The sequence below is a fragment of the Vibrio sp. 14G-20 genome, from assembly GCF_026241515.1.
Classification (GTDB): Bacteria; Pseudomonadota; Gammaproteobacteria; order Enterobacterales; family Vibrionaceae; genus Vibrio.
In genome coordinates this window covers 330,115-355,656 of sequence record NZ_JAPHPW010000002.1, presented here as the reverse complement: position 1 = coordinate 355,656, position 25,542 = coordinate 330,115, and the positions used below count along the sequence as shown (strand labels likewise).

Below are 25,542 nucleotides of genomic sequence, written 5' to 3'. Positions count from 1 at the left end.
CCAACTCCGTTATTACTTAATTGTAGTTGCAATAACGGGGCGGACCATACATTTTTGTGAATGTTGATGCTCTTGATGGCGCAGAAGTGCCGACGAGCTGGGAAGACCTGTTGAAGCCTGATTATAGAGGTATGGTTGGGTATTTAGATCCAACGAGTGCTTTTGTTGGTTACGCAAGTGCTGTAGCAGTTAATGAGGCTATGGGTGGCGATATTGATAATTTCAAACCAGCCATTAAGTATTTTCAACAGTTAGCGAAGAATCGACCAATTGTTCCTCGACAAACTTCTTATGCTCGTGTGATTTCTGGTGAGATCCCAATTTTAATTGATTACGACTTCAATGCGTATCGCGCAAAATACAACGATTTTACTAATGCGGCTTTTGTTATTCCCAAGGAAGGCTCTATCGCTGTTCCTTATGTAATGAGTAAAGTGAAGAATGCGCCGAATTCAGAGAATGCTCAGAAGATTTTAGACTTTGTCTTGTCAGATAAAGGCCAACAATTATGGGCAGAAGCCTATTTACGCCCAGTAATTGATGGTGTGATGAGCGAAGAGGCGCAAAGTAAGTTCCTCCCAGCTTCAGAGTACGAACGAGTAGGCTCTGTTGATTTCGCAAAAATGTCTGAAAATCAATCTACATTTGCGGATATGTATATTCGAGAAATGAACTAATAGCCTATTAAAATGTTGGATGGCGGGGTTACACCCGCCAATATCTCTATGAAAAATGATCGTATTTCCTTATTTCTGATTTTGCCAGCCATCACCGTTAGCTGTGCATTTTTTCTATTGCCAGTCGTGCAGTTAATCAAGGTTTCGCTAATAGATGGCGGCGCTATAAGTTACTGGCATATTTTAACTAGACCTATCTATTTAAAAAGTTTGATTTCGACAGTTGGACTGTCTGTTTTAGTCACTCTGGTTAGTTTAGCGATAGCGACCATCTCAGGATTGTTTTTGACTCGCTATGACTTTAAAGGTAAGCAGATCTTGGTTGCAATGCTGAGCTTCCCATTGGCTTTCCCAGGTGTTGTTATTGGTTTTTTTGTCATCATGCTTTCAGGGCGACAGGGGCTTTTTGCTCAGCTTGGGTTGATGTTGACGGGTGAACGTTGGATGTTTGCTTATACGATGGCAGGGCTGTTTTTGGGTTATTTATATTTTTCTATTCCACGGGTTGTATTGACCGTAATGGGAACGGCGGAAAAGCTTGATCACAATCTACTTGAAGCCGGTCGATCCCTAGGTGCAAATCGTTGGCAGATCTTTAAAGACGTCACGCTTCCGGCGCTAACCCCCGGCCTAATCTCTTCGGGTTCGATTTGTTTTGCTACATCTATGGGAGCATTTGGTACCGCGTTTACGTTGGCGACTAATATCAACGTTCTTCCTATGACGATATATACCGAATTTACGCTCAATGCCAATTTCGCAATGGCAGCTGCACTGAGTTTGATTCTCGGCCTAGTGACTTGGTTTTGTTTGGCGTTGGCTAAGCGTTATGGCAACGCATCTGCAGCGATGGGGGGATAATAATGAAAAAAGATAAATACTTTTACATGCAGCTGTTTTTCACATTGACGGTATGTGCGTTCTTGATTGTGCCGGTGTTTATGTCGGTAATCGCTGGTCTTACAAATAACTATTTTGTCGGTGTTAAAAGTGGGTTTACCTTTCGTTGGGTTGAACAAGTATGGGCACTGTATTCAGATACGATTTGGTTAACCCTACAAATAGCCATTGCAACCACGTTAATCAATGTTGTCATAGGTGTACCGTGTGCTTACGTACTTGCGAAAAGTAAAAGTAGATGGGCTTCTATTTTTGACGAGCTACTTACACTCCCCATTGCAATTCCGGGGATGGCAATTTCGTTAGGTTTGATTCTAGCGTATGGAGGGTTTAATGACTTCCGCTCAAGTTGGATGTTTATTCTTGTTGGTCATGTGATTTTCACACTGCCTTTCATGGTTAAGTCTGTTCTATCAATTTTGCAGAGTATTAACTTCCGTGTTCTTGAGGAAGGCGCTGCAAGTCTTGGAGCGACTTTTTGGCAGCGATTTTTCGATGTGATTGTACCCAACTGCAAGGCTGGTATTGTCGCTGGTATGTTGATGACACTCACTTTGTCTATTGGCGAGTTTAACCTGACATGGATGCTACACACACCATTGACGAAAACGCTGCCTGTTGGACTTGCTGATTCATATGCTTCTATGCGACTTGAGATAAGTTCAGCGTACACACTTATTTTCCTTTGTTTAATTCTCCCTCTATTGGTCTTGGCTCAAGCGTTGAACAAGAAACCAGTGATAAATAATTAAGAACAAAATCAATATGTTAGAACAACAAAATGGCGTGGAAATTTCGCTAAATAATATTACGAAGACATTCCCAGATGGAACCTTGGCATTAAAGCCGACAAATCTCAAAATTGAGGCGGGCGAAATCTTAGTTTTGCTGGGCCCATCAGGATGCGGAAAGACAACTACATTGCGTATGATTGCAGGCCTAGAGTTTGCGGATGAAAATGGCGGCACGATTGTGTTTGGTGATCATGATGTTACGTGTTTGCCAATCGAACAACGTAAAGTTGGGATGGTGTTTCAGTCTTATGCTCTATTCCCAAATATGAATGTTAGCGAAAACATTGCTTATGGACTTAAGGTTCGTGGAGTCGCTCCGTCTGAGATAACCAGAAAACTAAAAGAAATGCTTAACATGTTTGACTTAGAAAAGTATGCGAGTCGAAATGTCCATCAGCTTTCAGGAGGCCAGCGTCAGCGCGTCGCTTTAGCAAGAGCAATTATCACTGAACCAGATGTTCTTTTACTTGATGAACCGTTATCTGCATTAGATGCTCTGCTGAAACAAAGGTTACGTGGTGATATCCGAAATCTCTTAAAAAAACTCGGCATTACAGCGGTATATGTCACTCATGATCAAGAAGAGGCAATGGCTATGGGGGATCGCATTGCGGTTTTAGACCATGGAGAAATTGCGCAAATTGGTTCAGCAAAAGATATCTATTTGAAGCCAGTTAACAACTTTGTTGCCGATTTTATTGGTCAAATGAACCGACTCGAAGGGAGTGTGGGTGATGGACAACTGATGTTGGATACAGGCAAACAGATTACTTTGTCTGATCAAGTGCTCTCACAGGTCTCTACTAATAAAGAAATCAGTGTAATGTTAAGGCCTGAAGATATTTTACTAACGCAAGTAACTGATGAAAACAGCGCACTAACTGCAACGGTTATCAGTACTGTATTTCTTGGCGACCGCACGCGCGTAACGTTGTCGGGCTTACAGAAAAACAGAACTCTGATGGTTGATTGTTTTGCTCGAGTTGATTATCAAATTGGTCAAGTTGTCATTATCTCGTTCGCCTCTGAGCGGCTAATTCTTTTAAAGAAGTAATACTATGTTAATTGCACAACTGACAGACCTGCACATCAAGCAGGGGGGTAAGCAGGCCTATAAGAAAGTTGATACGTTGAAATGTTTATATGATGCCGTAAACCATATCAACGACTTACGCCCGAGACCTGATTGTGTCGTAGTTACTGGTGATTTAGGTGACTTTGGTTTGATCGAAGAATACCAACTGATCAACGAAGCTCTTGAGAAGTTCGACATGCCGTTATATGTCATTCCTGGTAATCATGATGATAGACACAATCTGCGTGAGGGGTTGTCGAATCTTGTTTCGTTTGATCACGATGAATATTGTAATTTTGTCGTAGATAGTCATGACGAGGTACTTATTGGATTAGACTCTTCAGTTCTTGGTAAACCCTATGGATATTTAACTGCGGATACTTTGGGATGGCTTAGTTTGGTCTTAGAACAATATCGAGATAGGGCAATAATGTTGTTTATTCATCATCCTCCGATGGCCGTAGGCTTGAACCATATGGATGTGCAGAACTTACAGAATGCTGATGAATTTTACGAAGTCATTAAGCCTTTTAGCAATATCCTGGGTATTTGTGCTGGCCACCTACATCGACCAATTACAGCAGTTTGGAATTCAATTCCAGTTTGGGTGGGGCCTTCTCATAGTCATTCAGTCACATTAGATCTCGACCCAAAGGCAAATTCATCTTTTTCATTAGAACCTAAAGCGATACAACTTCTGACTATAGCTAAGAAGTCCGTGGTTTCTCATATTAGTTATATAGAAGATAGTGATGGTCCTTATCCATTCTTTGACGAATATGGTGCTTTGATCGATTAAACATTATTGTTGTAAGTTGATTTAGCGCGAACTAATAACGCCATTTGTTACATGTAACAAATGGCGTTATTTTTGGGTCTAGGCGCTAAGTTTTGTTGGCACAGATAAGCAACAGAATTTCATTAAGTAAACGCTAAGAACGTTTGATCTTTTTAGACATGTAGTCAGAATCGAAAAACTCCGGCCAATACATCTTCACATAACCGCCTGCAACCCAAATGACCAAGATCGTCGCGATGGTCAGCTCGAAGAAGCCAAACTTGTGTAGCCAGTACCATTGTGGGTATTCAGCACCAAAAAAGGTGGTTAAGCGATGCATGGCAATGGCGCTAATCACCGATGGGAAGGTAACAGCAGCAATTGAAGGCTGGAACTTGAGGCGCATTAATCGGATGTAACACAAGTAAATCAACAGAGTCATGGTGATGGCAATACCAGCCAGCGCGCCTGTCAGAATCGGGTCTGGGTTGTCGAAGTTAACCAAGTAAGCAGCTAAAGATAAGTTAACCGGAGCTGCCATGATGGCGAGTGTTGGTCTTGCCCGGCGAGGAAGATTGCCTTCGAACACCAAGCGGTACAACACCACTGGCAACATAAGGAAATAGATACCAATACAAGTGGCTGCAAGTGTTTCTGAAAAGACGGTATGTCCAAACTGTGTGCCCGCTAAGGAACTGCTGATCAAACCGACCGGATACAGAAACCAACTTGGTACAATGTTCGACATTTTGAAGTTGATGATCTGAAAACTAAAGAACAACACCATCATAGTAAAATGCAACAACAACGCGCAGAACCAAACTGGGTAAGCGATGACAGGCGATATCTCGGCTAAATAGTCGCACAGAATCAGTAAAGCCATGCTCATGGGTGCCATCAAGCTTCCACTTAACGGGTGGCGAATATCATTAAGGAAAGTATTAAAGTTTGTTAAATAGCGTAGTAAAACAGGCAGCAGCAACAGTGCGCCGAATGAAGCTAGATAGGGACGAATAATCTCGCCAATGCCCGGGACATATAGCGCCCAAGCTTGTCCTAGCCCAATAACGCCAAGTGCTAAAGACGCCTGAGATGGCGGCACATTTTTTACTTGGGTTAATCTTCTCCAGTTCAACGACTTGCTCCGACTTAGTTAATTACAGAATATTGGATTATTTGCTTTAGTTAGAGCGTGTAGGCGTTTAATCAATAGATTTTGAGGGCACTCAACTAATTTTGAGTGGATGATACCAAGTTTAACGTTTGCTTTTTTGATTTTGATACGGAATCGGGAGATTAAACACGTCGAATGTGTATTTTTTCATGAGTCATTTGTAATTAACGGACTTCCTCTTGCTGGGGGAGGTCTTGTTGTCTTAGCTTCTCGTTTTTCAGCGTACGGTTAAGCAGTTGGCTGTAAATTGGCTGCCCACCTAACATTTGAGCAATGATTACCGCGCCTAAGCAGGTGATGATCAACGGCAGGATGAGGTAGTAGTTATTGGTCATTTCAATAACCAACAGTATGCCCGTGATAGGTGCTCGCACGGTGGCGGCAAATAAGGCTCCCATGCCAGCAATTGCAAACATACCCGGTTCAATATTCAGTTCCGGAAAGAATGCTGCCGCGATAAGCCCGAACGCATAACCAAAGAGTGTTCCTAGCGCAAGCATTGGTGCAAAGATACCGCCTGGCGCACCAGAGCCGAAACAAAGCAGAGTAGTCAGAACGCGCCCTAGGAAGATCAATAACAATACGTTGGTGCTGTAGCTGCCATTAGTGATGTTAGGGATGATACCAATACCACCACCAGTTAATTCAGGTATATAGAGCAGCAACAAGCCAAAGCAACCGCCAAGTAGGGTACCAGTCATCAAGTAGCGTTTACGGTCATTCTTGTGTATTGCCACAAACAGGTCTTGAGAAAGCGTAATCAGTTTATTGAAAATCACACCAAACAGACCGAATAACACACCTAACAGCAAGAACAACCAAAGTGCCTCGAGTTCAGGCGGGTGGTATTGAGGCATTGTGATAACAGCAGACTGGCCGTTGATAGAGCGAAATACAATGTTGGCTGAAACTGCTGAGATAATGACGGCTTTGATTGATATGAGTGAGTAGCGAAATTGTGGTCTCATCTCCTCGACCACAAACATGATGCCAGCTAGCGGTGCATTGAATGCGGCGGCTAAACCACCAGCTGCGCCTGACGCCAACAGGGAGTGACGAGTGTCATCATCTTTAACTCGAAATATATCTGTGACCATACGACCAATACTACCGCCCATTTGAACGGTTGGTCCTTCACGGCCTAACACCATACCAGAGCCTAACGCGCCCATACCGCCAAAGAATTTTACTGGTAATACTCTCCACCATCGAACAGGACGCATGCCGTCCATCGCACCTTCTATTTCAGGGATACCTGAACCGGCAGCTTCTGGAGCAAAGCGGTGGACGAGGAAATAGCCAATAAAGGCGAATGCAGCACTAATAAGGAAAGCAGCAAGCCAAAGTGGTAAATGGCTACCGATTTCATCTTTCAGCCAATCGGTACGAGTTTCTGTGATGAAATGAACCGCAACCTCAAAATAGGTACCCACTACGCCAGCAAGTACCCCCACAATACAAGAAAGAAAGAGAACGGAAGCTGGAGTTTTATCTCTTGAGAGAAATTGATTAATAGCATCCCTTGGCATCTTGGCTAATAAGGACTGCTTAATTTTCTCTCTTCTGGTCATAGAGATAAGTCTCCTGAATGAGTTAGGGCGGGATTGAAATAAATTATACGCTTCCTCTGCATATCCTATAGCAACAAAGATGCAAAGTTGAATTTCATTTATGGAATATACGTGTTACATAAATGATATATATGGTCAATAGTGGAATCACCATCACAATTTTGAACGATTCTCTAGTGGCGGCTTGAATATCACCAAAAATGAACCATAGTTAAATCGTAAAGCAACATAACAAACCGCAAGGAGAAGTGAGGTTTTACACACAATTTGGATGGATTCAGAAACAAATTTTTAGTTCCTCGTTAAATGTTCAGGTCGATATTTAAGGCTTCCTGATTCGCGAACTCACGATTGAGTAACGAGGGTGAGGCGTACTGAGTAAGTACGCCTTTAGTTCGTTTGGAGCATCCAAAATTTAACTTTCACTTCTATTATCTATTTATCAGCTTAAGCCTTCACACTTCGTTAAGTGCAATCTCTCCGTGAGTCAGTCTAATCTTCGGTATCAGCCAATCCATTCTTCTGCTCGCCAATCTGAGTATAAACAAGCGATTGGGGTCAACTTTTTGGTGATTAAGTATATACTCCCTTAAAAAGGAGAACTGATATGACCAAAAAAGTTCCTACAAACATCATTACGGGCTTCTTAGGCGTTGGTAAAACGACAGCCATTTTGAACCTACTAAAAAATAAACCTGAAAATGAAAACTGGGCTGTTCTTGTTAATGAATTCGGGGAAATCGGCATTGACGGCGCATTGATGACAGATCAAGGCGCTTTGATTAAAGAAGTGCCGGGTGGCTGCATGTGTTGCACTGCGGGCGTGCCTATGTCGGTAGGTATTAATGCCTTACTTCGCCAAAAACCAGACCGTTTATTGATTGAGCCGACAGGGCTTGGTCACCCTAAACAAGTGATTGCGACACTGACTTCCGATCAGTACACGCCTTATGTTGATCTAAAAGCGACGCTTGGTTTGGTTGACCCACGAAATCTATCCAATGAAAAGTACACCTCGAATCAGAATTTCAATGACCAATTAAACAGTGCTGATGTGATTCTTGGGACTAAGGTTGACCTTGTTCATTCTGAAGACATCGATGTGTTTAATGATTGGGTGACGGATCAAACGCCAGCAAAAGTATTCCATAAGCTAATTCACGATGGTGAAGTGCCATTGGAAGTGTTGGATATTGAAAGAGTATACGGCAGTGCTTCATCTCATCTTGAAGCGCATCATCACGATCACGCTGAACAAGAGCCACAATTCCAACTTCCTCCCGGTGAAGCTTTCATCCGTAAAGAGAATAAAGGTCAGGGCTATTTCAGTTGTGGTTGGCTTTTTGGTGCAGAGCATAAGTTCGACTTCGATGCACTATTCTCAATGTTGTCAGATCTAACGGCTGAGCGTGTAAAAGCCGTAGTGAACACCGACCAAGGTTGCTACGCATTCAATGTGGCGAATCAAGTGGTGTCAGTGAATGAAATTTCTCTTGATGGCTTTGAGTCTCGTCTTGAAGTGATCGACTCGCAGTTAATGCCGTGGGGCGAACTCGAGCAGATTCTTCTCAAGCTGTGTGGTATTAAATAGCGGTTTAGATAACTTAAATATCTAAAGTTGTATATGTCGACTTCATAGTTGGCATATATAGCTTCATGTTCATACTCCACTCTGCTTGCTTGCTTGCTTTCTAAGCACTATTTCAAATCTCATTCCCTCTTATTACTTTCGAAAACATTCTCAAACCTTCCACTTACCCAGAATAGTCCTAATCAAGAATATTTCCGGCCTCATTGATATTAAAAGAATCTCATTGATGCGGTCGGCCTGTTTTCATTCATATTTTGGGTTGGGATACTATATCGCTGGTAAGTCATGAGCTTACTTCATCTCATGTAGGTAGTACGTTCCTACGTAAGGTGACTAATACTCATGCCTAACAAGTACCTAATTATTTGGTGATTTCAATCTGATTTACATTACAAAAATAATATGAATGGCCTTGAGATTAAACTGTGCCTTTTATTGTTTATAGGCCTGGTACTAATAATCTATTAAATAGATCTAACTACTCAATAATGGGGAACCTGTGAGCGTAATTTCATTGACGATACTCTTTTTACTTACTGGACTGATACTAACTAAGTGTTTTGGACGAAGCGTTAAGAAGAAAGCAAAGCATTTTGTCTATTTTGGAGATGGATCTTACTCAGAATATCAAACTAAAAAGTTAGCGATTGCTAAGGTGAAAGAAGTACATGTAGAAGCAAAGAAAACCAAAGCATATTTACGAGCCAAAAATATGCGTAAATCTGAGGTAAGGTTTGCTTATCACAACGCTGATTTGATGGAACATACTCATTATTCAAATGAGTCGCCACACAAGAGTGAAACAAATAACTCAAAAAATTTTGACATTAGGTAGATGATTTCGAGGTGCACTAAGTCTATCTACAGTTCTTAACTAAGCTAAAATCTAGAAGTACAAGGCTGGTAAACGTGTCGTAAACTTTATCGATAATCACTAAAATATCTATTCTTTTGGTATTGAACGAAATTTACTATGATGGCTTCGAATCTCGTCTTGAAGTGATCGACTCGCAGTTAATGCCGTGGGGCGAACTCGAGCAGATTCTTCTCAAGCTGTGTGGCATCCAATAGCCCTGTTTTTGCTGTTTGAACCAAGGATCTTGGTGTTTACTTCGTTGAAGGCGGGATAAACACCAGATTAAATGAGAAAGTTTGCGTTATATCACGATAAATGTGAGATAAATCACTCTAATTACTTTATAGTGCTCGGCTGAAATAAGAATGTAGGCTGTCTGCTTAAGGAACCCGTAACAATGTCATTTTCCTCTCAAGGTTTTGCTCCTGAATTAGTCAAAGCGTTGACTGAGTGTGGTTATGAAAAACTCACTCCAATTCAACAAAAAGCGATTCCAATGGCTCGTAAAGGCCATGATATTTTTGCTACTGCTCAAACCGGTACGGGTAAAACAGCGGCATTTTCATTGCCTGTTATCCAACACCTTTTGAACAGCGGTAAAAAGGCGTCTAGAGGAACGGCTCGCGGCCTTATTCTTGCTCCAACTCGTGAGCTTGCTGCGCAGATCGCTCAAAACATTAAAGACTACGTTAAATACACGGATCTAAGCGTTTCTGCGGTTTACGGTGGTAACAAGATGTCTTCACAGGTTCGTCAATTAGAACTGGGTGTGGATATTTTGGTTGCAACCCCCGGCCGTTTAGAAGAGCACTTAGAAGCGGGTAACGTGTCTATCGCAAATCTAGAATTCCTAGTATTCGATGAAGCTGACCGTATCCTAGATATGGGCTTTATCAATGCCGTTCGTAAGATCATGTTGGATGTAGAAACATCGCCGCAAATCATGATGTTCTCTGCAACGACTTCTACTCAGTTAAACCAGCTGTCTGTTGATATTCTGCGTAAACCTAAACGTATTAGTGTTGAGCGCGAAAACTCAACGGCTGCTACTGTAGGTCACGTAGTGTACCCAGTGGATCAAGAGCGTAAAACTGAACTGCTTTCTGAACTAATTGGTCGTAAAAACTGGCGCCAAGTGCTTGTTTTCGTGAACTACAAAGAAACAGCGAACGATGTAGTTAAAGAGCTTAAGCTAGACGGTATTAAAGCAGTACTTTGTCACGGTGATAAAGCGCAAAGCGCTCGTCGTCGTGCTTTGGATGATTTCAAAGAAGGTAGAGCACGTGTGATGGTGGCAACCGACGTTGCGGCTCGTGGTCTTGATATCGAAGACTTACCACACGTAATTAACTACGACATGCCTTTCCTAGCGGAAGATTACGTTCACCGTATTGGCCGTACAGGTCGTGCTGGTAAACAAGGTCACGCAATCTCTTTCGTCAACCGCGAAGAAGAGCTGACTGTTGTCCAAGTTGAAAAACTGATTCAACAGCGTATTCGCCGTGTTGAACAACCGGGTTATGAACCGAAGAAACGTGATGCTTACATCGAGAAGTTGAACACTAAATCGGCTTACAAAAACCGTCAAGGTCGTAAGAACAACGCGAACGAAGAGCCACAAGATCAAGCAAGCGCTGAACGTCGTTTGACTATGATGAAGCGAATTAAAAACCGTCGTAAGTAAAATTATGGTTGGTAATGAAAAAGAGCCACTGTATTGTGGCTCTTTTTCGTTGTGTCGCTACATACAAGGTCGCTACTTACAAAGATCGTTCAACAAGCTGAACACTCAAATAAAAATAAGTCGATAAGGTAATAATATGGATAGCGCACTACTTTGGGCTTTTATTCCCACGTTTTTCTTCGTGTCAATCACGCCCGGCATGTGTATGACCTTGGCTTTGACACTTGGAATGAGTGTTGGATACAAGCGTACATTATGGATGATGATCGGTGAATTGGCTGGTGTCGCTGTGGTTTCAGTTGCCGCAGTATTAGGTATCGCTTCGATTATGTTGAATTACCCATGGCTATTTACAGGCTTCAAGTTTGTGGGCGCAGGGTACTTGTTCTATTTAGGTGTTCAGATGTGGCGTTCAAGAGGCAAGCTGGCGATCAGTACTGATAATCAAGAAGCTCAAGTGAACAATGATTGGGACTTGGTGGCTCAAGGCTTTGTTACTGCGATCGCTAATCCAAAAGGCTGGGCGTTTATGATTTCTCTACTGCCTCCTTTTATCAACAACAGTAAAAACTTAGCACCACAGTTGTTGATTCTTGTGTCGATTATTCTGGTCTCTGAATTTGTTTGTATGACTTTATACGCGACAGGCGGAAAGAGCTTAAAGCATATGCTGGGCAAAGCCGATAACGTTAAGTTGATGAACCGTATTGCAGGTACGTTGATGATGGGTGTTGGTGTGTGGTTGTTCGTGAGCTAACTGTGATTAACGGTATTGCGATCAGCGATAACGGTTAAAGATCCCTGATTCAGTCTTTCCTCCTACTCGAGGATGACGAGAGCTTAGGATTACGAGCGCTTTGAATGACGATGAGTTTTGAAGGCTCGGATTCTTACTCAAACCGAAGAATGAATAGAATATCAAAGAGCGATAGGGCATTTAACCTTATCGCTCTTTTTCGTTGTAACGTCTTTAGATTGAGCCGCTTTTAATCACTATCGATATCAAAAAGACCAGCTTTAAAGCTCTGATTAAACGGCGATCTCACCACCGTCTTCACGACGAATCACAACCGTAGATGCTCTCGGGCGAACATTGCCTTGAGTTTGCGCAGTTGCGTCACTTGAAGAAGGCCAGTTTGCAGGGTGTTGAATGTTCACAAACAGTGATTTGAAGTCTGGGCTGATAGTAAAGCCAGTTACTTCACATCCGTTTGGACCCACAAAGAAGCGTTTAAGCTGTGCTTGGTTGTTTGCATCAATCACTGCGCTGTTGCCTTTGTCATCCGTTAATTGAGATGGAACAACAGCCAGCATTTGGTCATTGGTGTAGCCGGTTACTTCGTCTGCGCCGTTATCTGTCTGAATCCACAAGATGCCACGAGCATCAAACGCTAAGCCGTCAGGGCTCGCGAATTGGTTCATGTCTGTTAGACCAGAGCGGTTAATAGACTTGTCTTCCACTGCTGGAGAGCCAAATACGAAGATATCCCAATCGAACTCACCTGTCGTTTTGCCTTCATCCCAACGGATAACATGACCAAATTTGTTGTTTACGCGAGGGTTCGCAGAGTTCGCTTCTTTACGCTTGTTGTTATTAGTCAGCGTTAGGTAAGCGGTACCTGTCATCGGGTCAACAGAGCACCATTCAGGGCGATCCATTGGCGTTGCACCAACAAGGTCGGCAGCGCCTGCTGTATTGATGATAAGCGCTGCTTGAGAGTCAAATGAATCACCTAGCTTGCCGCCATTTGTTGTATTGCTGCTCAGAGTCAGTGGTAGCCAAGTACCTGAACCATCATCATTGAACTTAGCCACATACAGTGTGCCTTTGTCCATGTACTTGTCACCCGCGCTTAGGCGATTACGTGGGTCTGCGTCACGCGGGTCCCATTTCTCTTCAGATACGAATTTGTAGAGGTATTCAAAGCGAGAATCGTGACCAGAGTAGAATACGATTGGCTCGCCTTCGGTCAACTTACCAAACGTACAGCCTTCATGGCGGAAACAACCCAGTGCAGAACGTTTCTTAGCGCGAGAGTTTGCAGTGTATGGGTCGATTTCAACAATGTAGCCGTGACCGTGTGCTTCGTTACGGTAATCATCCATTGCTGACTCACCTGTTGGTGTTACGTCAAAGCGAGCAAATTCGTCTAAGCGTTCTTGTTTGTTATCTGAAAGCGTGTCCCAACCGTAACGTGTTTTGTCGGTTGCGATACCAATACGTTCTTGCGCTGGCGTTGTCTCGCCTTTGTTAACGAAATAACCCGGCCAGTTTTCTTCACACGTTAGGTAAGTGCCCCATGGCGTGTAGCCATTACCACAGTTGTTCAACGTGCCACGAGCTTGGCTGCCGTCTTGTGAGAACTTGGTTTTGGTAAATTCACTGTGAGCAATAGGGCCAGACAGATCCATTACTGTAGCGCCCGTGTAGCGGCGGTTCAGTGGATCGTTATCGACCATTACCCATTGGTTACCTTCTAGTTTCACGCGAACCACACTCACGCCGTGCGCGTTGATCTCTTTACGTACTTCATCAAGGCTAGGGCGGTTGCCTTGATCGTATGTAGGACCATTAGCGTGCAGTGCTTTTTGGTCGATGTATTCGTGGTTGATCACCAATAAGCCGTCGTTACTGTTGCCATCAAGCGGGAAGAAGTGCATGCCGTCGTGGTGCATGCCCAGTGAGTTTGCTTGATCTTGTGCGTTGTTGGTGCCGTCTTTTAACCAAGCCTTGCCTTGCTTATTAAGTGGAGTACCCCAAGGAACCAATACTTGTGCTGTATAGCCTTTTGGCACAACGACACTGTCTGTCAATGAGCCTTTAACCGATTCGAATGCAAGTGTAGCAGTGCTTTTTTTCGGTGCGCTAGATGATGCTGTCGCAGCGTGCGCTGTACTGTGGCCTGCTAAACCAAACGCGCCAAATGCGGTCATTGCACTGATGCCTAAGCCGCCTTTCAGAACGTTTCTTCTTGAAAGATTCGCATCTAACACTTCTTCGAAGGGTTTGTTGTTACTCTTGTTAAAACGAGTGCTATCAAATGTTTCCTTGCTCATCTCGACTGCTTCCTATTGTCTGATTTTATTATTCGTTATTCATGACTAACCCAGTTATTAACTAACGAGTTAATAAGTTGGGTCAATGTGTGACTAATCGTGAAGCAGTTAAGTGACAGATTTTTATAGATTTGATTAAGGTTTTGTTTCTGTAGCACGAATTTTGCTATTAACACTCTCGTGCAATACAAAACTCTTGGGGATTAGGGTAGAACTGTGTATAAATGCTTTATCAAACCAAAAGAGAGACAGTTATGAAATTAGATAAAATCGAAAACAAAAATCGCCGCCTACGCAAAAAGTTATATCTAGGTGAATTCGCGATTCTGGGTTTTGAAGTAAGCTGCAAGACTTCGATTGCTGATTTTGACCAATACGATGTGTTCATTGACGAGTTCATTGATTTCATCGACAGCATCGGTCTGTGCTTTGGTGGCGGCGGCCTTGAGCTGTTTGAAGGTTTCTTATGTTCAATTGAGCGCTACCGTTCAGTAACAGAAGCAGAACAACTGCAAGTTGCACAATGGCTTGAAGCCCGTGCTGAAGTAAGCAAAGTGGAAGTTAGCGAACTAATTGACGCAAATTACGCGTTCTAATTTGATGTTGTGTTGTTAGCTCGATTGAAAGGCCAAATACGGCTTATGAAAGAGTAACAACAGTACGCCAGAATAAAGGCCGAATCGGTAAATCGATTCGGCCTTTTTGCGTTTTATTCGTTCCATTTCTATTCTTTACCTTCTTTTCTATCCCTTCCTACGTAAATAATTAATCAATAACTTTCTTTTAAATATGAGTACCTTATCGCTACTTTTATTGGCAGTAATAAGTTTGGATAAACTTGTGAGAGTTTTATGAGAATTCAATGAAGTTGCTGATAGATTTGATCGCCATTCTTAGAGTCAACAACACCATAGTTCGTTCTGGCAAAGGTAACGGTATATCGCTGTTATTCGTTTTGTTGGCAACGATAGGACTCGATAAAGGATGGAATCAAAATGAATAAACATACTCAAATCAGCTTAGTGATCAGCTCGGCTATGCTGGCCTTCGGAGCGGCTCAAGTTCAGGCTGCTGAGCTTGAAGTCACTGTCACTAATGCAACGAAAGGGATCTACTTTACGCCTATCTTAGCGGCGGCTCATGACTCAAGCCTGTTCATGTTTAGAACGGGTGAAACTGCTTCTGCGGAACTAGAATCCATGGCTGAAGGTGGCGATATTTCAGGTTTATCTGGTGTCATTGCTAACGCGGGCGGCGTGGTGGTTGAGAATCCAGCCGCCGGAATTCTCAACCCGGGCGTCGCAACTACATTTGATATCAGTACTGGTGATTTAGAGTACCTATCATTAGGTGCCATGCTGCTGCCGACCAACGACGGCTTTGTTGGTCTAGATAGCTGGAAAATCCCAACTCAAGCGGGCACTTACAAAGCGACTCTAAATGGTTATGACGCAGGCACAGAAGCCAATGATGAGCTGGCGGGCAGCATGCCGAACCCTCCATTCATTACCTTTGGCGCTGGTGGCACTGGTGTAGAAACGGCAGTATCAAACGCTAAGGCTCATATTCATCCGGGTAACATTGGTGATAGTGACGCGGCGGGTGGCATCAGTGACCTCGATAGCAGCAGCCATCGTTGGTTAAACCCTGTTGCAACTATCACCATTGTTGTGAAGTAAGGGGGATGTATGAAAGCTAGAATTCTATTTATCGCTGCATCAGTAGCTGTTTTGGCGGGTTGTCCGGACGATGACGACGATTACTATCGCTATGATGTGAGTGTTACTAACCTCACCTCTAATCAACCAATGTCACCGCTCGCGGTGCTGACTCATAATACGAATTTTGACCTGTTTGAAGTTGGGCAAAGTGCCTCTGTCGATCTTGAATACTTGGCGGAAGGGGGCAGTAATGCACAATTGCTTGCGCTCAGTGACAGTGACGCAAATGTTTATCAAGGCATCTCAGGCAATGGGCTGATTCTTTCAGGTGAGCAAGACACGGTGTCGATTCGTGTCGACCCAAATCAAGAAGGGTATATCTCAGTTGCTTCCATGTTGGTGAACACCAATGATGCGTTTGTCGGCGAATCCGGATTATCGCTCAAGTCATTAGCGGTGGGTTATACCTTTACCATGAACATGAATGTTTGGGATTCGGGAACTGAGTTGAACGATGAGCTCGCTGCAACCATTCCGGGACCAGCAGGCGGTGGTGAAGGTTTTAATACCACACGAGACGACACCGATGTAGTGAGTTTCCACTCTGGAGTAATTAGCCAAGATGACGGCCTTACGACTTCTACTTTAAGTGCAAATCATCGTTTCCTTAACCCCGGTGCAAGAATCACCATTACTCGAACTGAGTAACAGGTTGAAAGCACGATGAAAGAATTCCTGCTCTGTTCCGGTCAATTGAAAGGTGGGTAGACTCAGAATAGAGCAGGGATCATGAATAGTGCTGCGGTAAATTTGATGGCAAACATATTGTTGGTTGAAGACGATGATGACTTGGCTGAGCTGGTGCAGATGCATCTTAAGTTCCAGGGGCATAACGTAATCAGAGCTAATGTGATTGAAAAAGCTCAGGCGCTCTATAAAGAGGGTCATTTTGATTTGATCGTACTGGATCGTGGCTTACCAGACGGTGACGGACTCGATTTCTGTCGAATGTTGCGTCAGCAAGAGGATTGGACGCCAGTACTCATGCTAACCGCAAGAGACGCTGAGTTAGATAAGGTGTCAGGCTTAGAAGCCGGTGTTGATGACTACATAACGAAACCTTTCAGCGTTCTCGAGTTTCAAGCAAGAGTGAGGAACGTGCTTCGCCGTTTAAGCCATGTCGAATCAACTGATCAAGATACTTCAATAATAGAATCGGTTATGAGCTTTGGTGGTCTCACTATTCAACCAGAACGCCATCAGGTTTCACTCAATAACCAAGACGTACCGCTGACTGCTACTGAATTTACCTTACTTCATTTTTTAGCAACACGCCCAGGACGTGTGTATAGCAAAGACGAACTGCTCGATCATGTTTGGAATACTCATCACTCTGGCTATCACCATACCGTCTGTAGCACAGTCAACCGCCTAAGAACCAAGCTTGCGATGCCGAATAGTGATGATGACTTTATCAAAACCGTTTGGGGTGTTGGTTATAAGTTTGAGTCAAAAGCTTAGGTTTATGTGTTGCGTCCCAAGCTTAAGATCCTTCGAGGAGAAAACATGAGTTTTAAATCGCGTTTAGTGTTGTTCACAAGCTTGTGGTTCCTGATCGTGAGTGTGGTGATTGCTTACACCTATCATTGGCAAAAAGAGACCATAGAACAGAGAACTAAGCAGAGCTTACATAAAGATCTGGCGGTGCATATGCGTGATGATAATCCACTGATGATTGGTACTGACTACAACCCTAAAGCGCTCAAATCCATATTCCACACCTTGATGTTGATAGGGCCAGATTTCGATATCTATTTCCTCGACAGTCAGGGCAATATTACGACCCATGCTGCGCCGGAAGGCACTGTGTTAGCGAACCAGATAGACCTAGCGCCCATTCAACAGTTTTTAAACGACGAGCCTTATCCCATTCTGGGAGAAGACCCGATCAATCCGGGGGCTCGCAAGGTGTTCTCTGTGGCGGCGATTGAAGAACTAGGTTCGACCGTTGGGTATCTGTACGTTTTGATTGGCAGTAATCGCCACACCGTGATTGCCAATTCGCAGGTCGACACGCCATACATTGCGTTAGCAGGGCTTATGCTGATCTCTATCTTAGGTTTTGCGGTTGGGGCTTATCTGTTGGTCAAACGTAGCCTATTAAACCCAATAGAAGCAGTAACCAACAAGCTGCAGCAACAAGCAGAGCAAGATTTTCGATTGGATCCGAACTTCATTCATCAAGTACCAGAATTGGTGCCGATTGCGCGCTCGTATCAATTGATGGCGAAGCACATTCAACAGCAATTTTTGCAACTTGAATATCAGTCATCACACCGCAGACAAAGCTTATTGCAACTCAGTCATGATTTGAAAACGCCATTGTCGAGTGTATTGGGGTATCTGGAAACGTGGAAGATTCAAAACCCGCAATCAGATCCGTTAATTGACGTCGCTTACCGCAATGGCAACAAGTTGTCAGAACAGCTCCATTCACTACTCGATAGCGCTAAACGTGATAACCCTGTGCCAACCTATCAGTATGCTTCGATTGATATCAATGTGTTGATGGGAGAGTGCTTAGAGACGATACAAAGCCAATACTTGCAGAAAAATGTTCAGATCAATATCGAAATACCTGATGGGGTTAAGGCTGTAGGTGATAGTGATCTGCTTGAGAGATTGATCTTGAATCTGTTAGATAATGCATTAAGACATAGCCCAAGTGGGACGGCGGTATCGATGAATGTTGGTCTAGAAGCGGATTCAAAACGGGTGAAAGTGGTTATACACAATGAGATCGAGTTGGAAGCACCTAATGGATCGCTGGGTATTGGGACTAAAATCGCACAGTCGATACTGATGTTGCATCACAGTGTGTTAGAAACAACAAAGGCAGAGAACTCATTTCAGCAAAGTTTCTACTTGCCTTCGGTATAGTTCTGTCTGCCTTCGGCTCGGAGATATTCGAGTCTATCCGTTTTCTTTGTCGTCATTCACTTCAGCATAGAAGTGAAGCAGCTCTGTGAGCTCTTTTACCCAAGCAAATGCTTCTGTCGGTGCTTTCAACAAAATCTTCTCGACTTTGTCACAGTGAGTTTCAAGGCTGATCGCTTGCTCAAGGTTGAACGACATTGCATAGAAGTGCCAAAGCAATAGTCGAGTCATGCGCTCGATGTTTTGTTGCGAGTTATCCGACTCACTAAACGCAAGATTCACTTCACTCAGCGCGATTGCAGTCATTCGAAGCATCGCATCAAATTTCGCTGATTGCATACGCTCTTCATTGGTCACTTCTTCCTGTTCGAACGTAAACAGTTCCGTCATTGCATCTTCAGGGACAAGGCGATGAATCATTCTTAAACTAAATTCTTCTAGTTCTTCACGAGGCATGTTGTTTAAGCAAGTTAAAGTGTAATCGCGTTGCATGGTGTTCTCTTGGATCTGCAAAAAGGTCGGACAGTTTAATGGAGAAGCGAGCTCAGAAAAAGCAGATTTTAGATAAGCCTACGTTGGTAGGCTTATCTGTGTACTGCAAGCCCTAAAATTGATGTTTAGGGGAACTGTATTTAGGTTGGAACGCAGTATCAGGCTTTGTTATGGCTTGGCGGTTGATACTGCATAGACTGGTCGTTTCTCATGAAAATGTTGCTCGCGACCAAGCTGCCGATACAAATTGAACCAAGTGCTAACCAAGTCATCGTATCCGGAATCTCGTTGAACAGTGGGATCGCCAACAAAGTTGCTACGGCTGGAGTTGCACTGCCAAATGCTGCTGAACGCTCCGCCCCTAACGTGTTTACAGCATATAAATAAGTGAAAGCCGCGATTAAACCTGCACCAACGCCTTGTACCGCTGAATGCACGGTAAGCTCTGTGACTGGCCATTGAGCAATTGGTGTACTCATTAAATGGCTAGGAAGGGTTCCTGTAAGGATAAGGATCAGTAGTAGCAAAGTGGAACAGAATGAGATAAAACCTGCACTCACGAGCGCATTAAGGTTGGCAACACGTGCTGAGATGGTAAAAGTCGCCCACATCAAACTGCCGCACAAAAACAACAAGTGACCTTTGGTGTATTCAAAGTTGAAGCTGCTTAAGCTATTTCCTAGAAACAACAATATCCCGAGTAAAACAAGACCTAAACCAACGACACGGTGCCGGCTAAGCGGTTGTTTAAAAAAGAGTACCGCGATTCCTGTTACGAATAGAGGAAGCGTTCCCGGAACCAAAGCACTCCCGTGTGATACTGGAACAAACTGCATGGCTGTCCCTGCAACAAGTAGATAAGGTAATCCGCTACCCACAAACATACCCGTTAGATATCGTTTTGGGACTTCAGCAATCGCACTGCGTGCTTTCCACATCAGAGGCAATAACACCAAAGCCGGTATGAGAAACCTTGTGAGAGCGATATCTGCAGGTGTTAAATCTGAATTTGCTCCGCCTTTAAGAGACAGGAAAAAGCTCGCCCAAATGAGTAGGGTGACAGTAATAGATAAGTAGCCAAGATTCATAATATAAAAGGAGAGTGGGTGATGGCCCATTATGGGATAGTTGGTGTGCCACAGGTTGGCAAGTTTTGGTCTAACTTGAGCTATCGTTGAGGATTTCTGCTAATATTTGCCAAATAATTAACGGATTTAACTAATGTTTGGCATTTGCTATGGATAGAATTGATAGACATCTTCTCGAACTGCTACAAAAAGATGGCAGGTTAACCACGGCTGAACTTGCTGACGAAGTGGGTTTGTCACCGTCGCCTTGCGCAAGGCGGGTCAAAAGGCTAGAAGAAAAGGGCATTATTGACGGTTATCGTGTGAGCTTGTCTCGAGAGCAAGTTGGCATCGCAATGAGTGTATTTGTTGAGGTAAGCTTAAACAATCACCAAGAAGTGTCGATTAATAAGTTTGAAGGGGCTGTTGTAGGGATGGAGGAGGTTATCAGTTGCCACGTTGTATCTGGGGCTTATGATTATCTCTTAGAGGTGGTTAGTCCTAACTTGATGGCCTACGAGGCATTTACAAGAAAACTTCAAAGGCTCTCTAACGTGAAAGACATCCATACTCACCTTGCGATAAGACAAGTAAAAGGCAACGCGGCACTGCCAATTTATACCGATTAAACCAAAATTAGAGCAGCTACGCGGCGGCTGAATGAGCTGAAATCGAAATGGTTTGCTCTTGAGTTAGAAGTGCCGTCAATGTTAAATGTCATCGATAAGTTGTCAGGTTCCAAGCAATAAAAAACGGAGCACCTCGTGAAAGGTACTCCGTATATGATAGGTGCAAAACTTAGTGATACTTAAAGTTAGAGATTGAACAATCCCCAGTTTGAGCGTTAATTCTGAATGAAAAAGCATGTGAATGATAATCCACACCGTCATTCCAAATCGTCTCTCCAAATATCTTACATAGCTCTAGCTCACTTACTGAACCGAACTCTTCCATGTGTTTAGCTACAGATAAAAGTTTACCTCTTATCTCCGCAGTCCATTCCGTGTTACTCAAGCAGTTGAAAGCCATAGTTTTTTGCATATTACCTAGCCAAAATGTTTCTTGTTATTAAGTTATATGAATAATCATGATAACAATTTCTTGGCGTTTGTAAATCTATTTTGTGATGAATATCTCACATATTTGCTTGCGTTGGTCGGAAAGTGAACTTTATTGTTGATAGTTACCACATTAGCTTTACAAGCTATTGATAAAGCTTTGATTAACGATTTTTCTGGATATTTTGGCAGGAGAATAGTCTGTTACAACGAGATATCCAGTCGATGAACAGAGAAAGTTGAATGTGGGTTTCAGTTTGATGCATCGTTTATCAGTGCCTTTGCATGACGTGCTTCATCTATCATATTGGCTTCTTTACGATACTTTGACGACAGCTGACGGAATTTATCACTGAGTGTATGGAGATCTTTGGAGAGCGATTGTGAACTTGTCACATGCGATTGTGCGCTTTCAGATTGGCGCGGTAGTTTTGCTTTAGCACAGTGTTGAGCAACGGCTTGCCATGAGCGAGTGAGAGACTGAGCTCCTTCTAGTTCGCTAGAAACGATGTATGCCTGTTTTAACAAAACTTCAGAGACATCATAAGCGGTATTCATATGACTATTGAGCTGTGTATTAAACCTTTCTTCATACTTCGCCCAAAGCTCAATGATCTGTGTTTCGTTGAAGTGTTTAGATAGCAGTGTTTGTGATTCATAGGTTGAGAGCACTTGGTTGAATTCTTTGGTGTATTGGTTGTAGCGACCTTCAAATACGAGTTGGCGATCCAGCAGTGTTTGCCAGTTTTCACGATTGCAATGGCTTGCGACCGCGACATTGGCAATCAAAGGTATACTCATAATGATAACCTTTACCCAAAAACGCATGACTTTCCTCTACTTACCGTGCTCTCTATAGAGAGTATAGATGAGTGGCAGCATGAGTTGATGTACACTTCATGTATACCTAAAACGGAAGAGCTGGTGGATTTGATGAAAAAAGCGCTGATCGCTTTACTTGTATTGTTAATATTGGGCGGAGGAGGAGCGGCGTACTACTTCTTTGTTATGAAAAAAGACCCAACACCAGCAGAGAAAACCGAAGAGTCCGTTGAAGAAGTTGCTCAGCCTGAAGCTGATTTAAAACCGATCATGGAACTTAAACCTGAGCCAGAGCAGACAGAGTTTTACGTTCTGGATAGAAAGCTTGAAGTGGTAGAACAGCCGGAAATTGATGGTCTGATAACAGACCACCTCTACAAAGGCGAAAAAGTCGAAGTGCTCGAAAAGCAGGGTGAATGGGCACGTATCTCAGATTACATCGTTCTAAAAGAAGGCGGGCCACAGACAGCCGAATGGGTTTCGATGTCTGGCCTATCGAATGATGAAGTGATTATTTCCGAGAAAGAAAGCATAGAGATATTGGATTCATATTTGGTCAAATCCGACGATCTGAAGATCCATAAAGAGAAGTTCCGCAATACGGTTGCAGAGCTGATCTCTGATGGCGAATGTGACCCAAGTGACTTCGAGGAACTAGGTGGTTGGGTGAAATCGGTGAAGTACAGTGACCGAGATGTCTATTTTATCTATTGTGGTGGACTGTCTCTTGAAAATAAAATTTATTTAGATGTAAATACAAATGAAATATTTACTAAGTAAGATCCACTCCGTTATTAATATTCGATGTATTAATAGCGATTAACCTTTCTATTTATTGATTTAGACCGAAAGCCTGCTCTCAGCGAGAGTGGGCTTTTTTATTACCTATATGTTTTTATGACCTAATCAAACAGTTAGTTACTATGAATTTAAGCATTAAATTATATTGAACTCGATATAGGTTAGCCTCGATAGATTTATTAATAAGAAATAATGGTCTGATTATTATTTGCACCGTCAATTGTTTGATTTTCCAATGTTGCATTATTCTTGAAATAAGTTGGAGAGCATCATTTTATTTATGGTAAACAATGGCTTATCGGCTTGGTGATAAAAGTGAAATTAAATAAACCTTACTAATATCATAGTCTTGCATTGGTTTGCATATGTGTAACATTTCATTGATTTTGGGATGCAAGTCTAGTTTTTAATCATAATACGGAAATATTTTATATTTGTAATAATACTTTTTGATCTTGAGTTGTAGGGTTTAATTAAAGCAAAACGAAAAATTTAATTATCAACTAAGACATTATCTTATTAACATCATTGTTATTTAATTGCTTGTAAGGGATGGAACCATTAATGAAAAAGCTTGCTTTAATTACAGGGTCAAAAGGCGGTATCGGCTCAGCAATTTCCTCTAAATTAGTTGCAGACGGCTATCGTGTTATCGCGACTTATTTTACTGGAAATTACCAATGTGCATTGGATTGGTTTAATGAAAAACAATTCACCGAAGATCAAGTGAGATTGTTTGAATTAGATGTTACCAATACTGCGGAATGTGCGCTGAGCTTAAGCAAGTTGTTAGAAGAAGAAGGCACGGTGGATGTGCTGGTCAATAACGCAGGTATTACACGTGATAGCGTCTTTAAAAAGATGGATGCCGAAGCGTGGAAAGAGGTTATCGAAACGAACTTAAACAGTTTGTTCAACGTGACTCAACCTTTGTTCGCTCCTATGTGTGAAAAGGGTAACTGCCGAGTCATCAACATCTCTTCCGTCAATGGTCTTAAAGGCCAATTTGGACAAACTAACTACTCGGCAGCAAAAGCTGGAATGATTGGTTTCTCTAAAGCATTGGCTGCGGAAGGCGCTCGTAGCGGCGTAACCGTGAACGTAATTGCTCCTGGCTACACAGCAACTCCTATGGTTGAGCAAATGAAGCCTGAAGTACTGGATTCAATCAAGAACCAAATCCCGATGAAACGCTTAGCGACACCTGTTGAAATTGCAGACGCAGTGGGCTTTTTAGCGAGTCAATCTGGCGCGTACATTACAGGCGAAACATTGTCTGTGAATGGCGGCTTGTACATGCACTAATTGGCGAAACTGAAGGGATTGGAATGATGGAAAAAGTATTTATTGTTGCGGCTAAGCGCACTCCTATTGGTGCATTTACCGGGTCGCTAAAAAACGTATCTGCGGGCGAGCTGGCTGGCGTTGCGATCAAAGGTGCGCTTGAGTCTGTCGATATTTCGTTAGATGCGATTGATGAAGTGATCGTCGGCAACGTGATTTCGGCAGGTCAAGGCATGGGGGTTGCTCGTCAGGCTTCCATCTATGCGGGGCTTCCTGAGGAAACACCAGCATACGGCGTGAACATGATTTGCGGCAGTGGCATGAAATCAGTGATGGACGCAGCGGCGCACATCAAAGCACAAGATGCTGAAGTGATTATCGCTGCCGGCGTTGAAGTGATGTCCCAAATTCCTTTTGTGGTACCAGCGAGCGTTCGTAATGGTCACAAAATGGGTGACATCTCAATGAAAGACTTACTGGTTGGTGATGGCTTAACCGATCCGTTTAATCACTACCACATGGGCATGACTGCTGAGAATATCGCGAACACGTTAAATATTTCGCGCCTAGCTCAAGATAACTATGCCTTAGAAAGCCAACAGAAAGCCGTTGCTGCAATTGAAGCGGGTAAGTTTAACGCGCAAATCGTGCCTGTAGAAGTTAAGCAGCGTAGACAAACCGTGACTTTTGATACGGATGAGTATCCGAAGTCAGACGCGACATTCGAAGGTCTGCAAAAGCTTCGCCCAGCCTTTGACTGTGAAGGGTCTGTCACGGCGGGTAACGCTTCGGGCATCAATGATGGTGCGAGTGCGATTATCTTAGCGTCTGAGTCGGCGGTAGCGAAATATGGTCTAACACCTTTAGTGGAACTGACCAGCTACGCACAGTCAGGTTTGGATCCAGAGATTATGGGTTTAGGACCAGTAGAAGCGGTTTCTAAAGCGCTTGATAAAGCGAATCTCACTCTCGAAGAAATAGATTTATTTGAATTGAATGAAGCGTTTGCAGCACAAGCTCTTGGCGTAATGTACCAATTATCAGAGCAGCATGACTTACCGCTTGATGCGTTCAAGCCAAAGGTGAATGTGAATGGTGGTGCAATCGCGCTTGGCCATCCTTTAGGTGCGTCAGGCAATCGAATTATTGTTTCACTCATCCATGAAATGCTTGAACAGAAAATGACTTATGGCGTTGCTTCACTCTGTGTGGGTGGAGGAATGGGAACCGCTGTTTTGCTAAAAGGTATTGAAGGTTAGAGCC

Annotated in this window: 24 protein-coding genes and 2 pseudogenes; 19 read left to right on the top strand and 7 right to left on the bottom strand. The window is 43.2% G+C overall.

Translation table 11 applies throughout. The annotated features are described in order from the left end of the window. Nucleotides 1–53: 53 nt before the first annotated feature. The 5 genes and pseudogenes from OQJ75_RS03210 to OQJ75_RS03190 form a co-directional block, all read left to right on the top strand. A pseudogene (locus tag OQJ75_RS03210) lies at nucleotides 54–677 on the top strand (extracellular solute-binding protein); the annotation flags it as partial. 48 nt (nucleotides 678–725) lie between these two features. Beyond that, complete coding sequence (locus OQJ75_RS03205) at nucleotides 726–1,538, top strand: ABC transporter permease (RefSeq protein ID WP_248376563.1); 813 nt, start codon at nucleotides 726–728, stop codon at nucleotides 1,536–1,538. A gap of 2 nt (nucleotides 1,539–1,540) precedes the next feature. Continuing rightward, nucleotides 1,541–2,329, top strand: coding sequence for an ABC transporter permease (locus OQJ75_RS03200; protein WP_265970615.1), 789 nt, complete (start codon nucleotides 1,541–1,543; stop codon nucleotides 2,327–2,329). A 13-nt stretch (nucleotides 2,330–2,342) separates the two neighbouring features. Then, nucleotides 2,343–3,425 (top strand): ABC transporter ATP-binding protein, encoded by a 1,083-nt coding sequence (locus OQJ75_RS03195; protein WP_265970616.1) that lies wholly within the window; start codon nucleotides 2,343–2,345, stop codon nucleotides 3,423–3,425. Nucleotides 3,426–3,429: 4 nt separating this feature from the next. Beyond that, nucleotides 3,430–4,245: a phosphodiesterase gene (locus tag OQJ75_RS03190; RefSeq protein WP_265970617.1), complete on the top strand. Its 816-nt coding sequence runs from the start codon at nucleotides 3,430–3,432 to the stop codon at nucleotides 4,243–4,245. A gap of 133 nt (nucleotides 4,246–4,378) precedes the next feature. Here the strand turns inward: OQJ75_RS03190 and OQJ75_RS03185 are convergent, their stop codons facing one another. Together OQJ75_RS03185 and clcA are read right to left on the bottom strand one after the other, a co-directional pair. Beyond that, nucleotides 4,379–5,326, bottom strand: a complete 948-nt coding sequence (locus OQJ75_RS03185) for a TDT family transporter (RefSeq protein ID WP_248376559.1) — start codon at nucleotides 5,324–5,326, stop codon at nucleotides 4,379–4,381. A 236-nt stretch (nucleotides 5,327–5,562) separates the two neighbouring features. Continuing rightward, a complete protein-coding gene (gene clcA / locus OQJ75_RS03180; protein ID WP_248376558.1) occupies nucleotides 5,563–6,969 on the bottom strand; it encodes a H(+)/Cl(-) exchange transporter ClcA in 1,407 nt (468 codons plus the stop codon). Nucleotides 6,970–7,576: 607 nt separating this feature from the next. Between clcA and OQJ75_RS03175 the strand changes: the two genes are divergently transcribed. The 5 genes and pseudogenes from OQJ75_RS03175 to OQJ75_RS03155 all read left to right on the top strand — a co-directional run bounded on the left by OQJ75_RS03175 (nucleotide 7,577) and on the right by OQJ75_RS03155 (nucleotide 11,857). After that, the gene (locus OQJ75_RS03175; protein ID WP_265970618.1) at nucleotides 7,577–8,560 is read left to right on the top strand and encodes a CobW family GTP-binding protein; all 984 of its coding nucleotides are present in this window, start codon (nucleotides 7,577–7,579) and stop codon (nucleotides 8,558–8,560) included. Between the two features lie 499 nt (nucleotides 8,561–9,059). Further along, on the top strand, nucleotides 9,060–9,395 hold the full coding sequence (locus tag OQJ75_RS03170) for a hypothetical protein (RefSeq protein ID WP_265970619.1): 336 nt from the start codon (nucleotides 9,060–9,062) through the stop codon (nucleotides 9,393–9,395). A gap of 122 nt (nucleotides 9,396–9,517) precedes the next feature. Then, nucleotides 9,518–9,631, top strand: a pseudogene (locus OQJ75_RS03165) (GTP-binding protein); the annotation flags it as partial. A gap of 182 nt (nucleotides 9,632–9,813) precedes the next feature. Beyond that, complete coding sequence (locus OQJ75_RS03160; protein WP_019821956.1) at nucleotides 9,814–11,100, top strand: DEAD/DEAH box helicase; 1,287 nt, start codon at nucleotides 9,814–9,816, stop codon at nucleotides 11,098–11,100. 136 nt (nucleotides 11,101–11,236) lie between these two features. After that, entirely contained in the window at nucleotides 11,237–11,857 is a 621-nt protein-coding gene (locus OQJ75_RS03155) for a LysE family translocator (RefSeq protein WP_265970620.1), read from the top strand. A 272-nt stretch (nucleotides 11,858–12,129) separates the two neighbouring features. Here the strand turns inward: OQJ75_RS03155 and OQJ75_RS03150 are convergent, their stop codons facing one another. Next, a complete protein-coding gene (locus OQJ75_RS03150; protein ID WP_265970621.1) occupies nucleotides 12,130–14,157 on the bottom strand; it encodes a PhoX family protein in 2,028 nt (675 codons plus the stop codon). 254 nt (nucleotides 14,158–14,411) lie between these two features. On the opposite strand from OQJ75_RS03150, the gene OQJ75_RS03145 reads away from it, so the two are divergent. From OQJ75_RS03145 to OQJ75_RS03125, 5 genes are all read left to right on the top strand, one after another. Next, nucleotides 14,412–14,753 (top strand): YggL family protein, encoded by a 342-nt coding sequence (locus tag OQJ75_RS03145; RefSeq protein WP_048606344.1) that lies wholly within the window; start codon nucleotides 14,412–14,414, stop codon nucleotides 14,751–14,753. A 399-nt stretch (nucleotides 14,754–15,152) separates the two neighbouring features. Further along, nucleotides 15,153–15,836: a spondin domain-containing protein gene (locus tag OQJ75_RS03140; protein ID WP_265970622.1), complete on the top strand. Its 684-nt coding sequence runs from the start codon at nucleotides 15,153–15,155 to the stop codon at nucleotides 15,834–15,836. A 9-nt stretch (nucleotides 15,837–15,845) separates the two neighbouring features. Next, complete coding sequence (locus tag OQJ75_RS03135; protein WP_265970623.1) at nucleotides 15,846–16,526, top strand: spondin domain-containing protein; 681 nt, start codon at nucleotides 15,846–15,848, stop codon at nucleotides 16,524–16,526. 81 nt (nucleotides 16,527–16,607) lie between these two features. Next, nucleotides 16,608–17,339, top strand: a complete 732-nt coding sequence (locus OQJ75_RS03130) for a response regulator transcription factor (RefSeq protein WP_265970624.1) — start codon at nucleotides 16,608–16,610, stop codon at nucleotides 17,337–17,339. Between the two features lie 45 nt (nucleotides 17,340–17,384). After that, nucleotides 17,385–18,758: a sensor histidine kinase gene (locus tag OQJ75_RS03125; RefSeq protein WP_265970625.1), complete on the top strand. Its 1,374-nt coding sequence runs from the start codon at nucleotides 17,385–17,387 to the stop codon at nucleotides 18,756–18,758. 33 nt (nucleotides 18,759–18,791) lie between these two features. On the opposite strand, the gene OQJ75_RS03120 is transcribed toward OQJ75_RS03125, so the two are convergent. Together OQJ75_RS03120 and OQJ75_RS03115 are read right to left on the bottom strand one after the other, a co-directional pair. After that, the gene (locus OQJ75_RS03120; RefSeq protein ID WP_265970626.1) at nucleotides 18,792–19,247 is read right to left on the bottom strand and encodes an exoribonuclease R; all 456 of its coding nucleotides are present in this window, start codon (nucleotides 19,245–19,247) and stop codon (nucleotides 18,792–18,794) included. 158 nt (nucleotides 19,248–19,405) lie between these two features. Further along, nucleotides 19,406–20,335, bottom strand: a complete 930-nt coding sequence (locus OQJ75_RS03115; protein WP_265970811.1) for a DMT family transporter — start codon at nucleotides 20,333–20,335, stop codon at nucleotides 19,406–19,408. A 149-nt stretch (nucleotides 20,336–20,484) separates the two neighbouring features. Here OQJ75_RS03115 and OQJ75_RS03110 point away from each other — a divergent pair, with 149 nt between their 5' ends. After that, nucleotides 20,485–20,943: an Lrp/AsnC family transcriptional regulator gene (locus OQJ75_RS03110; RefSeq protein ID WP_265970627.1), complete on the top strand. Its 459-nt coding sequence runs from the start codon at nucleotides 20,485–20,487 to the stop codon at nucleotides 20,941–20,943. Nucleotides 20,944–21,112: 169 nt separating this feature from the next. On the opposite strand, the gene OQJ75_RS03105 is transcribed toward OQJ75_RS03110, so the two are convergent. Both OQJ75_RS03105 and OQJ75_RS03100 read right to left on the bottom strand, forming a co-directional pair. Further along, a complete protein-coding gene (locus OQJ75_RS03105; RefSeq protein WP_017062621.1) occupies nucleotides 21,113–21,355 on the bottom strand; it encodes a hypothetical protein in 243 nt (80 codons plus the stop codon). Nucleotides 21,356–21,624: 269 nt separating this feature from the next. Further along, on the bottom strand, nucleotides 21,625–22,200 hold the full coding sequence (locus OQJ75_RS03100; RefSeq protein WP_265970628.1) for a hypothetical protein: 576 nt from the start codon (nucleotides 22,198–22,200) through the stop codon (nucleotides 21,625–21,627). 96 nt (nucleotides 22,201–22,296) lie between these two features. On the opposite strand from OQJ75_RS03100, the gene OQJ75_RS03095 reads away from it, so the two are divergent. The 3 genes from OQJ75_RS03095 to OQJ75_RS03085 all read left to right on the top strand — a co-directional run bounded on the left by OQJ75_RS03095 (nucleotide 22,297) and on the right by OQJ75_RS03085 (nucleotide 25,538). Then, entirely contained in the window at nucleotides 22,297–22,974 is a 678-nt protein-coding gene (locus OQJ75_RS03095) for an SH3 domain-containing protein (protein WP_265970629.1), read from the top strand. 585 nt (nucleotides 22,975–23,559) lie between these two features. Further along, nucleotides 23,560–24,300: an SDR family oxidoreductase gene (locus OQJ75_RS03090; RefSeq protein ID WP_265970630.1), complete on the top strand. Its 741-nt coding sequence runs from the start codon at nucleotides 23,560–23,562 to the stop codon at nucleotides 24,298–24,300. 26 nt (nucleotides 24,301–24,326) lie between these two features. After that, a complete protein-coding gene (locus OQJ75_RS03085; protein ID WP_265970631.1) occupies nucleotides 24,327–25,538 on the top strand; it encodes an acetyl-CoA C-acetyltransferase in 1,212 nt (403 codons plus the stop codon). Nucleotides 25,539–25,542 lie beyond the last annotated feature (4 nt).